Source organism: Spiroplasma endosymbiont of Panzeria rudis (genome assembly GCF_964019705.1).
In the GTDB taxonomy this organism is placed as follows: Bacteria; Bacillota_I; Bacilli_A; order Mycoplasmatales; family VBWQ01; genus Spiroplasma_E; species Spiroplasma_E ixodetis_A.
The window spans coordinates 1,337,000-1,353,032 of record NZ_OZ026460.1 but is presented as its reverse complement, the minus strand read 5'-3'; the positions used below and the strand labels follow the sequence as shown (position 1 = coordinate 1,353,032).

Annotated in this window: 12 protein-coding genes and 2 pseudogenes; 10 read left to right on the top strand and 4 right to left on the bottom strand. The window is 25.1% G+C overall.

The genetic code is table 4. The features are described 5' to 3' along the window. Positions 1-30: 30 nt before the first annotated feature. The gene (locus tag AACK89_RS07515) at positions 31-906 is read right to left on the bottom strand and encodes an SGNH/GDSL hydrolase family protein (protein ID WP_338979314.1); all 876 of its coding nucleotides are present in this window, start codon (positions 904-906) and stop codon (positions 31-33) included. A 462-nt stretch (positions 907-1,368) separates the two neighbouring features. On the opposite strand from AACK89_RS07515, the gene AACK89_RS07510 reads away from it, so the two are divergent. Beyond that, entirely contained in the window at positions 1,369-2,178 is an 810-nt protein-coding gene (locus AACK89_RS07510) for a hypothetical protein (protein WP_338978391.1), read from the top strand. A gap of 25 nt (positions 2,179-2,203) precedes the next feature. Beyond that, entirely contained in the window at positions 2,204-2,779 is a 576-nt protein-coding gene (locus tag AACK89_RS07505; RefSeq protein WP_338978389.1) for a hypothetical protein, read from the top strand. 52 nt (positions 2,780-2,831) lie between these two features. Here the strand turns inward: AACK89_RS07505 and AACK89_RS07720 are convergent. After that, positions 2,832-5,359: pseudogene (locus AACK89_RS07720) on the bottom strand (vitamin B12-dependent ribonucleotide reductase). Positions 5,360-5,768: 409 nt separating this feature from the next. On the opposite strand from AACK89_RS07720, the gene AACK89_RS07485 reads away from it, so the two are divergent. From AACK89_RS07485 to dnaB, 8 genes are all read left to right on the top strand, one after another. Then, the gene (locus AACK89_RS07485) at positions 5,769-6,449 is read left to right on the top strand and encodes a hypothetical protein (protein ID WP_338975678.1); all 681 of its coding nucleotides are present in this window, start codon (positions 5,769-5,771) and stop codon (positions 6,447-6,449) included. 473 nt (positions 6,450-6,922) lie between these two features. Further along, a complete protein-coding gene (locus tag AACK89_RS07480; RefSeq protein WP_338978382.1) occupies positions 6,923-7,522 on the top strand; it encodes a deoxynucleoside kinase in 600 nt (199 codons plus the stop codon). Between the two features lie 191 nt (positions 7,523-7,713). Continuing rightward, positions 7,714-8,241, top strand: coding sequence for a 30S ribosomal protein S6 (gene rpsF, locus AACK89_RS07475; protein WP_338978381.1), 528 nt, complete (start codon positions 7,714-7,716; stop codon positions 8,239-8,241). 30 nt (positions 8,242-8,271) lie between these two features. Continuing rightward, positions 8,272-8,775 carry a single-stranded DNA-binding protein gene (locus AACK89_RS07470; RefSeq protein ID WP_281748838.1) on the top strand — a complete coding sequence of 168 codons (504 nt, stop codon included), beginning with the start codon at positions 8,272-8,274 and terminating at the stop codon, positions 8,773-8,775. A gap of 12 nt (positions 8,776-8,787) precedes the next feature. Continuing rightward, the gene (gene rpsR, locus AACK89_RS07465) at positions 8,788-9,018 is read left to right on the top strand and encodes a 30S ribosomal protein S18 (protein WP_174481285.1); all 231 of its coding nucleotides are present in this window, start codon (positions 8,788-8,790) and stop codon (positions 9,016-9,018) included. Between the two features lie 187 nt (positions 9,019-9,205). After that, entirely contained in the window at positions 9,206-11,203 is a 1,998-nt protein-coding gene (locus AACK89_RS07460) for a DHH family phosphoesterase (protein WP_338978379.1), read from the top strand. Between the two features lie 32 nt (positions 11,204-11,235). Beyond that, on the top strand, positions 11,236-11,679 hold the full coding sequence (rplI, locus tag AACK89_RS07455; protein WP_338978378.1) for a 50S ribosomal protein L9: 444 nt from the start codon (positions 11,236-11,238) through the stop codon (positions 11,677-11,679). A gap of 2 nt (positions 11,680-11,681) precedes the next feature. Further along, positions 11,682-13,022, top strand: coding sequence for a replicative DNA helicase (gene dnaB / locus AACK89_RS07450; RefSeq protein WP_338974284.1), 1,341 nt, complete (start codon positions 11,682-11,684; stop codon positions 13,020-13,022). Between the two features lie 74 nt (positions 13,023-13,096). Here dnaB and AACK89_RS07445 read toward each other — a convergent pair whose 3' ends face one another. Next, on the bottom strand, positions 13,097-14,158 hold the full coding sequence (locus tag AACK89_RS07445) for a hypothetical protein (RefSeq protein WP_338978375.1): 1,062 nt from the start codon (positions 14,156-14,158) through the stop codon (positions 13,097-13,099). Between the two features lie 492 nt (positions 14,159-14,650). Next, positions 14,651-15,749 (bottom strand): annotated as a pseudogene (locus AACK89_RS07440) (IS3 family transposase). Positions 15,750-16,033 lie beyond the last annotated feature (284 nt).

The following is a 16,033-nucleotide window of genomic DNA, read 5'->3' as shown; positions in this document are numbered from 1 at the left end:
ATTGTTAATTAATTGTTTCTGTTGCATTTTTTATGAAGTAAGTTCAGTGAATAGTTCAAGACCAATTTGATCATGTGCTCATTTATTTGGATGAACATAATCAAAGAAAAAATTATTATTAATAGTTTCTGGAGTTGTTCCATCAATATATTTTGGATTTAAATTTAAAGCTAAACCGGGAATTGATCATTTTATTGATTCATTAGTAATATTTTTTCCTATTTCTTGTGCTTCAGATAATAAATCACTAAAATTAGTTTCTAAGTCAAACGGTCTGATATTAATATCAGAATTATTTTTTATTAATTCAGTAATTTTATCATTTCATTTGTTATTATATTCATTTGATAAGTGGTTTGCTACTTCTTTAACAGATTGTTTTTCATTAACATATTTTGGAATATTACTAATGTTAGGCACATTGGCAATTATTAAATTTTGAGCACCAGCATTAATTAATGTATCAACAGTTTCAAACTCAGTTGTTATTGCATTATTAATAATTGACTCTTGTTTTGCTGTTGAATTTTCATCCATAGCAGAAAGCAGATCATTACCACCTATTTCAATAAAAATATCATCATTTTTTTGTATTTTATGATCTTTTAATAATTGATTAGCTTGGTGGTCAATAGAATAATGATTTAAGAATAATTGATATTCTCAACTATGATTTTGTCCGGCTTGTGCTCCACCTACAGCATAGTTATTACCTTTTTGATATCAAGCTGGTAATAGTTCTGTTCCTAGTTTTTTCGCTAAAATACTAGCAGCAACATCGCCATTAGTAAATGAATTATGATAAAAAGGTTCTTGAAATTTAACTTTATCTATATTTCAAGTATCATAAGTAAAAATATTAGATAAATTACCATTATCTGATAAGCTGTCGCCAAGGACATATAATTGTTATTTAACACTTATTTGTTCATTAAAATGTTTTGCTATCATTTCATTTCCAGCAGTTAAAGTTATTGTTGTCAGAGTGATGTTTATTAAAAATGTTTTCATTTGATAAATTCCTTTTCTCATTAAAAATTTAAATATGAAGGTAATTTTTAAAAGAAAACTATATTCTCTTTTAAAAATTAATAACTTAACTTAACTTAATAGTAAGTTATTACCTTCATATTACCATATTAGTAGTAATCAGTAAATAATGTTTTATTACAAAAATAAAAATTGATTTTAAAAAATGATTATATAAATTTAATTATTTATTAAATTTAATGCAGTTTTTAAGAATAATTTTATTGTAAAAAAAAATAAAATGTGTTAATTTTAAATCAAAAGATTAGTTTTTTACACATTTACTTTATTTTTAAAGTAAATGGGTTTTTTATAAAATATTGAAAGGGAATAGGAAAAATGAGTAGAAATATAGCAGTAGCAATTGAAAATTTAGTTAATTCGAAAATAGTAGAAGAGTGAGTTTTTCTTTTTGAACAAAAACTTGAAAAAGAAAAATTAAGAAATTCAGAATATATGAAGTTACACAGCAAAGATATATTTTTTAAATATATGTTTTTTGATGAAGATGAAAAACTTGAAGAAATTGAAAAAGCAGAAAAAAAAATAAAAATAAAATTAAAAAAAATAGAAAAAATTGAAGCAAAAATAGAAAAAATTGAAGCAAAAAATAAAGAAAAAATAAAGAAAAATAAGAATGAAAAAGAAATTGAAGATTTAAAAAATGAAAAAACAAGACTTAATAAAAAAATCGCTTGTTTACATTTACTTATAGATGATAAAAAAGAAGAAGTAAAAGATTTAGAGTTACAAAGATGTAAAATATTAGAAGAAAAAATTAAAAATGAGAAAAATAATTTCTTATCAAAAGAAGATAGAGAAATACGAGATATTGAAAATAAAATATGAAAAATTATTTTAGATAATTATTTTCAAGATAAAAGTAATAAGAAACTTATATTAAAAGAATATGAGGAATATGCAAGTAATTTTAAAAAAACTATTAAAGAATTAAAGATTGGTGATAAAAAATGTTATGATGCATTATTAGATATAGTTACAACCTTATATAAAGACGTGTCAAGAGACAAATTATTTTTAGAAAGAGAAAACATAAAAACTGATGGTTGACAAGATATAAATTTAGATGAAGATTCAACAAGATTACAAAATTTATCTTTAGAAAATAAATTTAAACCATCTTTGTAGTCAAAAAATGGAAAGAGAATAAAAGATGAAAGAAACTATAGAAAAAATAAATAATGAATTAAAAGAATTTTGAAATAAAAATCAAAAAAAACATCCTGATATTTGTAAAAATTTAGAGTTATTAGGAATTGTGGTTATAAAAGGTGGTGTTCCTATGATTGGAGGTGCTTTATTTGGTGCTTTAATTGGAGTTGCGGGAGGACCTATTGGTGTATTGCTAGTTTTTAAAGGTGCACTTCTTCAATTTAAACCAAGTATTGATGAAAAATATAACCAAATCAAAAAGACAAAAAAACTAGAAAAATTATTGAAAAGACTAGAAAGTATTGTAGAAGAAGTAAATTTGCAAGAAGAAAATATTATAACAATAGAATCTGACAGTGAATTAAGAGAAGAAAATTTATCTGATATTTTAAGAAAACATAAATTGTACAATGAAGAGTGTAGAAAAAAATTTTTTGAAGATGATCAATCATTTAAATCTGAAACAAAACTTCAAGATTGAGGAAAAAATATAGGTGAAGAAGTAAATAAATTGCATTCAGTAGCATCTTTAGTACAACAGAATGTAACTAGTAATTATCAAACATCTAAAATGTAAATAAATACAAAAATAAAAAACTACTTAATTAATTTTAAGTAGTTTTTTATTTTTATAATCCGCATTTAGATTGAATACCACAATTATTGCAAGTATAACAACCAGCGCTAAAGACAAGGACTCCTTCTTTACACATTGTACATAAGTCACCTAAATCAGTACCAATTTTACGATCTTGACGATCATTACGTCATCCTGGTTTAATTGGTTTTGTTTCATTAATACTATCGGCAAAAGTTTCAGTTAGACCAAGATCACTTAAGTTAACTTGCTCTTGCATTTGATTATCATCATCGGATAAAGATAAGACTTGACTATCTCTACTTCCATCAACATAAACAGTTCCACCTTTTGCTCCATCTTTATATAATTTGTAATATATTTGTTCTACTTTTTTAACAGTGTAACCTTTTGGAGCATTAACAGTTTTTGAAATTGAAGAATCAACTCAACGCTGAATAATACATTGTACATTAGCATGATCTTCAGGTGTTAATTGCATTGCTGAAACAAAAATATTTGGTAATGGTTTTTCTTTAAATTCTGGATGATACTGTAATCAGTCATTTACAATTTTTGCTTTTACTTCCATAAATTTGCCAAGTCTTCCTGAACGGAAATATGAAAAGGCAAAGTATGGTTCAAGTCCTGTTGATACACCAACCATAGTTCCGGTTGAACCTGTTGGAGCAACAGTTAATAAATGTGAGTTACGGATACCATATTTAAGAATATCATTTCTGATGTCTTCAGGCATTGTTTTCATGAAGCCACTATTAATAAATGCTTCGCGTGATTTTAAAAATGGAAAACTTCCTTTTTCTTTAGCAATATTAATTGATGCACGATAAGCACTAGTAGTAATAGTTTCAAAAATTTTATCAACTACTTCATTAGCTTCTTTTGAGCCGTATTTTAGATTACTTCAAATTATTAAATCATGTAAACCCATTACTCCTAGACCAATTCTTCGTTTACCAAGTGCTTGTTTTTATTTGCTTCTAAAAAGTATGGAGTGCTGTCAATAACATTATCTTGCATACGAACACAAGTTGTTACAGATTTACTTAGTTCATCGTAAAGAATTTCACTTGTTTTTTTATTAACAAAATTAGCTAAATTAATTGCTGATAAATTACACACTGAATAGGGTGCTAATGGTTGTTCACCACAAGGATTAGTAGCAACAACACGCATACCATATGCTTGAGCATTAGTCATTTCATTAGCTCTATCAATGAAAAAAATACCAGGTTCTGCTGAATATGTAGCACAGAAATTAATTAAATCTTATAAGTCAGATGCATTAATTGTATAATAAGTTTTAATTGGATAACCCATTTTTTCTCAATCATGAACATCACCAATTTTATTTCAATGTTCATCATAAGCTTGTTTTTGAGTTACAGTATAATTATCTAAGTCAGGGAAACGTAAATTTCATTTACCATTTGTTGCAACGGCATTCATAAATTCATCACTAATTGTTACTGAAATATTAGTTCCGGTTAAAAAATCGCTTTTAATTACTTCTCAAGATCCACCAAGTGCTAGTTTATTTTTAGCATTTTCTATTATTTCTTCATTAAAAAGTTGTTCATTATTTAAGATTGATTCAAAAATATTACGATCTTGGTCACTAAGTACTTCAAATTTTAATTTTTTACTTGCTTCATCACGAATTAAACTTGATTTTGAATTTTCTTTTAACCATAATAAAATTTTTGCATTTTGCATTTTTGAAATAATAAATTCGATAATATCTGGATGTCAATCAGCTAGCATAATCATTTGTGCGCCACGTCGTGATCCACCTTGTTCTACTAAATGAGTTAATGTAGATAAATCGTTTAATCAAGAAACAGCTCCTGAAGATTTACCACCAACTGTTTTAGCAACAGTACCTTTTGGTCTTAGTGTTGAACCATTAGAACCAACACCACCACCATGTGACATAATTTCCATAACTTCTTGACGATGGGCAGCAATTCCACTTCGTGAATCATGAATAAAAGGCATTACGAAACAGTTAAAAAAAGTAACATCAGAATCACTACCAGCCCCATATAAAACTCTTCCGGCAGGTACTATATTTAGCGATTTTAATTGCTCATAAAATTCGGATAAATAAACAGATCTTAATTTTGGTGATTCTTTTGTAGTTAATGATTTACTAACACGATAAGCAATTTGTTCATAAAATAACTCTAGTGGTTTTTCAAGTTCATATTTTTGTTTGTGGATAATACCAGCTTTACCAGAAATTTTTATTAGTTCAGGATCAATTGAGCCTAAGTATTCATCTTCAATTTTGATAGCATAAACTTGATTTTCTAATTCTTCAACAACATAACCAATTCCTCTAGTTGGAAAAATAGCGTCTTCACGGATAATACTAATTACCAAATCACCTCGTTTTAAAGTAATTAAATTTTTGTCTTTTTGTGCATAACGATCAAGCATTACCATTCTTGATACACCTTCATGAGTAATTTTATAATCTTTTTCTATTGTTTTTAAGTGTGTAAAATGCTTACTAATATCTTCATTTAAATTATTTTTTAAACTTTCACTGTACATAAAAATTCACCTGACCCTTTACAAATTTATTCTTATTATAACAATTGATAAATTTAAAGTCTAAATTTACATTGTTAGTAACTTATTATTTATTTCAGAAAATAATACGCTTTAAAATAATATCATAATTTATTTTATTGAAATAATTTAATTTTAAACATTGTCTAATTGTTTATTATAAATTTTTATAAATTTAAATTTATTTTATAGTTAAATATTTTTTTCTTTTTTTAAAATTAATAAGTAAAATATATTTTTATGTAAAAACTATTACTATTAAATAATAGTTTCTTTTTATTTTAAATATGATATTATAATTCTAAAATTTTATATTAAAGTTTTTTTGTTTAACTTATTACTTGGTTTTTAAAGTAATGAGTTTTTTTATGTTAAAGGAGGATATTTAAATATGCCTATTCAAAATTATCAATCAATTAATGGTGATATTGAAAATGTAAATTCAAGAGAAAATATAGCAACTATTTTTTCAAGTATTAGAAAAAATGCTTTGAAAAATTTAATCATACACGGTTTTAAATTAGGTTGTTTATGTTGTATGGGAGCCTTATTTACAGCTTATATTGAAAATGAAATGACTAGTGATAGATTTAATAGTTTTTGAGAATTCCTTAAACAATTTAAAAATTATCTTTCTTGAGGTTTAGCAAGTATAGGGTTTGGTATTATTTTAGACAAAACTGCTTTTGCATATTTTGATGCTGTTATTATTGATATTAAAGAATTAATAACAGATGAAAAAATATTTACAAATGAAGAATTAGTTGCAGAAAAAATAAAAGAATTGGAAGAAAAAATTAAAAAATTTCAAGACAAGGAAATTGAAAATCGTGAAGAAATTAAATTATTTAAAGAGAATATTTGGAAAGAAATTGCTGTTTCTAAAGATTGTTCAAAGTGTAAAGTAAATGATGAAAATTTTTATACTAATAATTTTCTTAAAGAAGATTTTAATCACAATATAAAATATATTAATAATTTTGTATACTCAAATGAATTTGAAAGACAAAAAATAAATGATGATAATCAGTTTTTAAAAAGTAGTTCTAAATCAAAATCAGCAAAATTATAAATAAAAAATGATGTATACTGTGATTGTAATTTGTATGAATCAAAAATGGAAAGGGAAATAGTTTTTGTATATTTAAATTAAATAAGCGGCAAGCAAGTTTGAAAGAAAATATAATAATTAATGTGATTACTGTTTATATTAATGTAATTTAGTTTGTAGTTTACTTCTCTTTTATTTTTAAAATTTAGTTTATAAATATATGAATTTGATTTATTTGATAACTAAAAAGTAATAGTATCGTTATCAATAAATTCTATGTTATGATAAATATAGTTAAAAGGGTATATAGAATCAAGAAAGTGTATTATCAATAATTTCAAAAATGTAATTGATATTACGTTAATCTTTGAAAATATAAGCAACGAGTTTTAGTAAAAGTAAAATTTAATTTATTAAATGTTTTTTTATTTGGAGGGAGAAAATTTATATATTAAGATAAATTAATTGTAATCATATATTATGGGAGGCAAAAAATGAAAATTGTATTATCTGGTGTAGTTGGTGTTGGTAAGAGCACTATTAGTAGAGAATTAGCAAAATTATTAAAATATAAAATTATGGACGAGCCAGTTACTAGTAATCCCTATTTAGATGATTTTTATCAAAATCCTTTAGAATATGCTTTTAAAATGCAAGTATTTATGCTGATGGCACGAAGTAAACAATTAAAAGAAGCACAAAATTTTAACAATGTTATTTTTGATCGTAGTATTTTAGAAGATCCTATTTTTGTTGAGGTATTAAAAGCTCAAAACAATATGAATGATAGAGATTATGAAGTGTATTTAAATTTTTATAATAATGTTATTATTTCATCACTTTATTTTGATCCACAAATTAAGCCCGATTTAATTGTCTATTTAAAAGCAAATCTTGAAAACACAATTGAACGCATAAACCTTCGTGGTCGTGAATCAGAAAAACATGTACCTCATGAATACTGAAGTTTATTAAATAAAAAATATGAACAGTGATATGAAAAAGAAAAAAATAACTTTAATTTTTTAGTAATTGACACTAATGATTTAACTCCTAAGCAAATAGTGCAAAAAATAATTGATTATATAAAATAAAATTTCTTATTGAAATCAAATTTTTATTTAGTCATTTTTTCTCATGTTATATTAATAATTATTGTTATTTTTCCTTTACTTTAAAGGTAATTACGTTATAATATTGTATGAGTCAAATATTTAAAAATCAAACTTAATATATTTACTCCTTGCTCATCAGAGCCATATGCCCAAAAGGAGGTCTTCGAACATTGGAAGATTTAAAACAAAAGCATAATTATGAAATTATGTACATCGTTGATGATCAAAATCAAGAAAAAGCACAATTAATTAAAAAAGAATTTTGTGAAATTTTAACTAAAAATGCTGGAAAAATTACTAAAGAACAAGATTCTATTCGTCAATTTGCTTATCCTATTAACAAAAAAGTTAAGGGTCATTATTTTATTATTGAAGTGCTAACTTCACCAGAAAACATTGCTAACTTTAATCGTGTAGCTTTAAATAAACAAAGACAATTAGACTTAATGCGTTTTTTGGTTATTAATTTAGATAGTGAAAAAGTTAATAAGTTTAAACCAAAACGTCAAGTAGAATCTAGTTCTTTCTCTCGACCAACAAGACCAGGAAATCGTCCTTCTTATAATCGTGATGAAAATGGTGAAAGAAAACCAAGACCAATCGCTGGTACTGAATCATCTTATCGTACAAAAACTAATTACCAAAATTCAAAAACAAATACTAATAATAATGCATCGAATACTGAACAAAAAGATTAATAAAATCTAAGTTAAAAGTGAGGATAAAAAATGAATATTGTTACATTAATTGGTAGAATCACTCGTGATTTAAAGTTACATCAAACTTCAACAGGAAAACCTTTTACTTTTTTTACACTTGCAGTTAATAATATTCAAAATCAAGCTGATTATATTTCGTGTGTGGCTTGAAATAAAGTTGCTGAAAATATGACTAATTATTTAGTTAAAGGTTCTTTAATTTCAGTTTCAGGAAGACTGTCAGTAAGAAAATCAACCGATCAAAATGGAAAAGAACTATATATTACTGAAGTGGTTGCACAAACTGTTACTTTTTTAGATAATCGTAAAAAAGATAGTAGTGGTAATAATGCTAATATTAATTATTCAAAACCAAGAGATGAGAATAAAATTCATTTAGATGATGCTTTTAAAAGTCCTAATTATAGTACTGATATTGCCTTTACTAATACTAATCAGCTTCAAGAAAAAGAAGCGGCTATTCAAAATATAGAATTTGATGAAGAAGATATCATTTGAGATTTAAATAATTAAAGGAGGATAATTATGAACACTGGTAAACCAAGAAATTTTACAAGAAGAAAATCTTGTTTTATTACTAAAAATAATATTACTTATATTGATTATAAAGATATTGAATTACTAAGTAAATTTATGGGTAATAATAACAAAATTTTGCCAGCAAGAACAACAGGTACTAATCCAAAGTATCAACGTTTAATTGCTAAAAATATAAAACGTGCCCAAATCATGGGATTATTAAGATATTCAAGATAAAAAATTGAGTAAGTTTACAAATCTTACTCAATTTTTATTTATTTTTATCTTAAAAATATTTTATTTTAAATAATAGTTTAAAATTAAAATAAAAAGATCTTAATAGTATTATATTACATAAAAGATAATGGCTGTTTTTAGTATTAGTGTTATAGTATAATTAATAATATTAGAAGGAAGTGACAAAGTGTTCAAATCGTTAAGAAATTATCATTTAATAATGATTGTTTGATTAGTAGTTGAAATTTTAATTGGCTTGACTTATTTTATTGTTAATATTGAGACAGCAGAACAAGTGGTCACTATTACTGTAATTTTAAGTTTAGTTTTAGGTAATTTTATTATTGTTTGTCTTTATATTTTTTTATTTAGTTTATGAATTCGTCATCGTTATATTAACACAGCCGAAATCATAAAATTAAATAATGCACAAGCTTTAACTTTTGGTAGTGTTGGTATGATTGTTTTGGATAGTGATTTATCAATTATGTGAGTAAGTGAATTTTTAGAAGATAAAGGTTTAGGTAGATTAATTGGAAAATCAATTGTTAAACTATCAAGAGATTTAGAACAATTAATTAGTAATAATATTACTCAAATTACACTTAAAATTGAAGATATGCTTTATGATGCTATTTATTTAGTACAAACTAGAACAATTTTGTTACAAGAAACAACTAAATATCATTTCTTATATAATAAATTACAGCAAGAAAAATTAGTTTTTGGTGTAATTAGTATTGATAATTTTTATAATTCTTTACAAAAATTAAGAGTTGAGAATCAAATTCGTGTTGAAGCATTTATTAAAACTGAATTAAATGATTTTGCTAATAATTATTCAGGTTTATTATTAGGTAATATTGAAGATGGTTACAATATTTTACTTTATCAAAATGAATTTAATAAAGCAAGAAATGATAACTTTCCACTTATTAAAAATATTCGAGAAGGTGTTAAAAAATTTAAAGCAGATATTACGTTATCTGCTGGTTTCTCTTATGGTAATGCTATTAGTAAAGATCTATATGATTTGGCTATTGAAAGTAAAGAGTTAGCAGTTTATCGTGGTGGTGATCAAGTAGTTATTCGTGAATTTGGTGGTAATACAGTTTTTATTGGAGGTACTATTGAAGCAAAACAATCAGAATCTAAAATTAATATTAGAATGTTTGCACAATCATTATATAATGAAATAAAATTAGCAGAAAACATTTTAGTTATGGGACATGCGGCTGCTGATTTTGATAGTATTTCTTCAGGAACAGCTATTATTGAAATTGCTAAAAGTTTAAATAAAAGTGCTCATTATGTTATTAATCAAAATGAAGTTGATGAAAAAACATTAAAAATTCTTCATGAACTTGTTCCTGAAAGTTATATTAGTCGTAATTTTATTACTGGTAAACAAGCACTTAAATTTCTTCATGCAAATACTTTATTAATTGTTGTTGATACTCATAATCCACAACGCGTTGATAGTCCTGATTTATTAAGTAAAGCTGTAAAAATTATTGTTATTGATCATCATCGTGTTTCTGATGAATCAATTAGTAGCACTATTACTTCTTATATTGATGCAGGAACTTCTTCAACAGCTGAAGCAATGACAGAAATTATTTATTATAATGATTTTAATAATATTGAATCAGAATTTTTATGAAATATAATGTTTGCAGGTATTTTAATTGATACTAATAATTTCCAAGTAAGAACAACAAGAAGAACTTTTGAAGCCTGTGGATTATTAACTGATTGAGGAGCTTCTCCTTCTAAAGTTAAAGGATTATTGAAAAATAGTTTAAATGAACTAATTGATAAATTTGCTTTAATTAGTCACGCCCAAGAAATTAAAAAAGGATTTTTAGTTGCTGTTGGTGATGAAAACTTAGAAGTACATACTTCATATTTAGCCCAAATTTCAGAAATGTTGTTAGACTTACGTGATTGTAAAGCATCATTTACTATTGCTTATGATCGTCAAGGACGTGCCTGTTTATCAGCACGAAGCAACGGTGAAATAAATGTTCAAATTATTTGTGAAAACTTAGGTGGTGGTGGTCACTTTAGTGCTGCTGCTGTCCAAAGTAGTAAATTGGGAATTAGAGCATTGTATGATGAATTGGTAAAACTAATTGAAAGTGGCGTATATCAAAGTGAGAGTGTTACTACTGAAAGGTATTAAAAATTATTAAAATAGAAAGTGAGATGTTTACAATGAAAGTTGTACTTTTAACGGATGTTAAAAATTATGGTAAAAAAGGTGAAGTTGTTAATGTTAGTGATGGTTATGGTAAAAATTATTTATTACCTAGAAAATTAGCTGTAATTGCTACATCAGAAGCATTAAAAATTAATCAAAAAGTAATTGAAAATAAAAAAATACAACGAGAAATGGAACAAGAAGATTTACAAAAAATTAAAGAACAATTAGCTTTAATTACTTTACAATTTAAATTAAAAAGTAATAATGGTAAAGTTTCTGGTGCTATTTCTTCAAAACAAATTTGTGAACAACTAGTGCAAAAATATAACATTAAAATTGATAAACATAAATTTGTTAAATTTAATCCTATTAATGAATTAGGTATAACTAACATTAATATTAAATTAGATGTTACAATTATTGCACAATTAAAGGTTGAAGTTTTAGGAGAATAATTATGTCTAACAATGGTCAATATATAAATAATGCAGAAGTTAATGTTTTAAGTGCGATGATTCAATCATCACCAGCATGTGAAAGTGCATTAAATTTATTGGCACCACATGACTTTACAATTAATTCTAATCAAATTATTTTTAAAACAATTACCAATCTTTATAAAAATAATTCCGGTATTGATGTAACAACTATTGCCGAAGAATTAGTTAAGCAAAATAATTTGGATAAAATTGGTGGAATTGAATATTTATCTTCTTTAGTGGCTCAATATATTACTGATGCTAATTTAAAAGAACACATTGATATTTTGATTGAAAGAACTACTAAACGACAATTAGAAAATGCTTTAAAAAATATTGGTAAAGAGTTACAAAGTGAAAAGTCAATTAATGAAGTTTTAATTGCTGCTGAAGCTCAAATTGTACAAGTAAGTAGTGAACGTAATCATGAAGAGATGTTGCCAATTAGTGAACACATTGATGATGTGGTAACTAAAATTGAACAACTACAAAAATCAACAGTTAATATTACTGGTACAAGTTCAGGTATTAATAATTTGGATATGATTACTAGTGGTTTTCAACGAGGTGACTTAATTATTTTAGCAGCTAGACCTTCAATGGGTAAAACCGCCTTAGCACTTAATTTTGCTTTAAATGCTGCTAATGAACAAGATAATAAAAACGATGTTGTTGTTATTTTTTCATTAGAAATGCCAAAAGATCAATTAATTACAAGAATGATTTCTTGTCAAGGACATTTTGATGCTAATCGTTTACGTAATAAGTCTAAATTTACACAGGCTGATTGAAATCGTATTAGTGCTACTGCTGAGCAATTGAAACAAAAAAGAATTATTATTGATGATACACCTGGTTTAAGAGTTTTAGAGTTGCAAACTAAATTAAGAAAATTAAGTCGTGAAAATAGCATTAAGTTAGTAATTATTGATTATTTACAGTTATTAACTGGTAGAGATAGTGAATCACGTCAACAAGAAGTTTCAAATATTTCTCGTAGTTTAAAAATTTTGGCAAGAGAATTAAGAGTACCAATTGTTTGTTTATCACAATTATCAAGAATGGTGGAGAGACGTGAAGAAAAACGTCCTTTAATGTCTGATTTACGTGAGTCAGGGGCTATTGAACAAGATGCTGATGTAATTATGTTTTTATATCGTGATGATTATTATAAGGAAAAAAATAGCGAAGAAACAACAAGTTCACAAGAAAGTAATCTTGCTGAAATTCTTATTTCTAAACATCGAAACGGCCCGACAGGAAAAGTAGTAACTGTTTTTATTCCAAAATGAGGTAAGTTTGAAAATTATACAGGATAAAAATAATAAAAAACCTAAAATTTAATTTTAGGTTTTTTTAAAAGAAGTTAATAAATTAAATTAATTAGTTTTTATTATCCTTCTGGATTTAAACTTTTAAATAGTTTTCCTTTATTATCACTAATTTTAGTTCCAGCGTAAACAATACCATTGACATTTAATAAACTATGTACTTCACCACCACTGCTACTTCAACTAAAAATACCAATTGCTACTGTATAGACAACTTTAAATAATCTTCCTTTACCATCAGTAGTTCTTGTTCCAACAAAAATTGTATTATTATCATTAACTAGACTTAAAACTTCACCATTAGTATCTTTTCAGTTAGTTACTACTGTATTTTCACCATCTTCTTTAACTTTATATAAATATCCTTGACCATCACCAGTTTTAGTTCCGATATAAATATTTTCGTTTGTTGAAGTAGTTAAACTATAAATTTCACCATTGTTTACATTTCATTTTGATAATATTGTTATTGTGTCATCTTTTGTAATTTTAATTAACTTTCCTGTATATACATTATCAACGGGTGTTGTTTTAGTTCCAACATAAATTGTGCCATTGACATTTAGTAAACCACGAACTTCACCATTAGTATCTTTTCAATCAGATAGTGCTGTTATTGTATCATCATCAGTAATTTTAAATAAATTACCTTTGCCATCACCAGTTTTTGTTCCTGCATAAATAGTATTATTAATGTTTAATAGACTACATATTTCACCGTTGTTTTCATCTCATTTAGATAGTGCTGTTATTGTATCATCATCAGTAATTTTAAATAAATTACCTTTGCCATCGCCAGTTTTTGTTCCAACATAGATCGTAGCATTAACATTTAATAAACTTTGAACTTTACCATTACTTTCTTTTCAATTTGTTAAAGGTGTTGTTGTGTCATCTTTTGTAATTTTAAATAAATTACCTTTGTCATCACCAGTTTTGGTTCCTGCATAAATAGTATTTTTATTATTAACTAAGCTTTGAATTTCACCATTATTTTCTTTTCAATTTGTTATTTCTTGAAAATTACTTGTTATATTACTTATACATGCAGTGACATTGCTTGTTGTTGCTGCTGTAAACCCTAAAACACCTACAATTGATAGTATACTTTTTAAATTTTTCATAAAATACCCCTTTTTCAAACTTTAACCCTTTTATAAAATAGTATTTATAATACTTTTTAGTGTTATTTATGAAGTTAATGTAAGTATTTTAGAAAGATATTAAATTAGAAATCTATATTAAATTTTGGGAGCGTACCGATGTTGTCAATAATATTCAAATTTGTCTTTAAATTATAAGATTAGACGAGAATAATTTAGACTTCAATATGCAATTGTATGTTAATCTTAACACTTGTAAAATATTAGTCAACAATAATACTTACTTTTATAACTCAAAAATTCTTATTAAATTTTACTTTAATAAGTTTTATTTTATTTTTAGTTATCTTTAAATTGAAATGGTTAATTTATAATAATTGTATTGCTGTATTTATTTGATAACATTTAAAATTAACCATTTTGGTATACATATCAATGTTATAAGTTCTATCACCAATCATATGCTTTAAAATGGAATGGCAACCCTTTTTAGGACTATTTTTTGGTAGACATTTATTTTTGATAATTAACTGGAGTTAAGTAGTTTAAAGTGCTGTGAATTCTTATGTTGTTATATCAGTTGATGTAATCAAATAATTCTAATTTTAATTGGATTAATGATGTAAAATTTTTATCATTAATAAATTCAATTTTGAAAGTTTTAAAAGTTGCTTCAGCAACAGCGTTATCATAAGGACAACCTTTTTTGCTTAAAGAGCGATTAATATTGAATGCTAGTAAAAGTTTATCAATAATTTTATTATTAAATTCATTACCGCGATCACTATGAAATATTTGAATATCTTTTAAACAACGATTTGAGTGCATAAATGCTTGATGTACTAATGATGCATCTTTTTTAGTACCTACACTATGTCCAATAATTTCGCGGTTAAATAGGTCAATTAATAGGCAAATATAGTTTCATTTACCATTAACTTGAACATAAGTTAAATCACTAACAATAACTTCATTTTTAAGCCTATTATTAAAGTTTCTATTAACGATATTGGTTATTTGACTATCGTTGACTTTATTATGATGATTTTTGAATGATAATTTAGTGTATTTTGATATTAAATTATGTTTATTCATAATTTCTTTAATTTTTCTGCGTGACAAATAAATATTTTTTTCTTTTAGAACAACTTTTAATCTTCTTGTTCCATAAACTTCTTTATTTTCTTTAAAAGCACTAATAACAGCTTCATCATAAATATTATTTTGTTTTTTTCTTTTTCCTTTAAATTAAAATAATATGTTGATTTAGAAAGTTTTAAAAAACGACACATTGTGCGAATTTTATATTTAACTTTATTTTTAGCAATAATTTCTATTTTCTGCCTATTATTAGTGCTGCTTGCTTTAAAATATCATTTTCCATTCGTAACTGTTTTAATTCTTTTCTTAATTTAATTAATTCATTTTCTTCAATAGAACGATTATCTTTAGTTTTAAAACTGCCTGAATTAGTAAATTGCTTAATTCAATTATAAGTAGCTGCTCTTGTAACATTGTACTCTTTAGCAAGACAAGACACTGACTTACCGCTTTGATATAAAGCTACTATTTGTTTTTTAAATTCATCGGTATATGAGTTAATATTGGCCATAATTATAGTTCCTTTCTTTTAACTAATTTGTTCACTTGTCTACGTAATTAGTGTCCAATAAAGTGTAACCTATCCAAAGATGATTTTATTTGGTACAAAGATATTATACAAGATCAAAATGGTAATGAACATAATCCATCCCCTGGGGAACAAGCTATTTTAAAATTAACTAATTATTTAGAGTTAGAACAAGATTGTTATTTTTTAGATGAGCCAGAAAATGGTTTAGATAATCACTTTATAAACGAAATTATCGTTCAAAAAATAAATAAATTAGCCAGAGA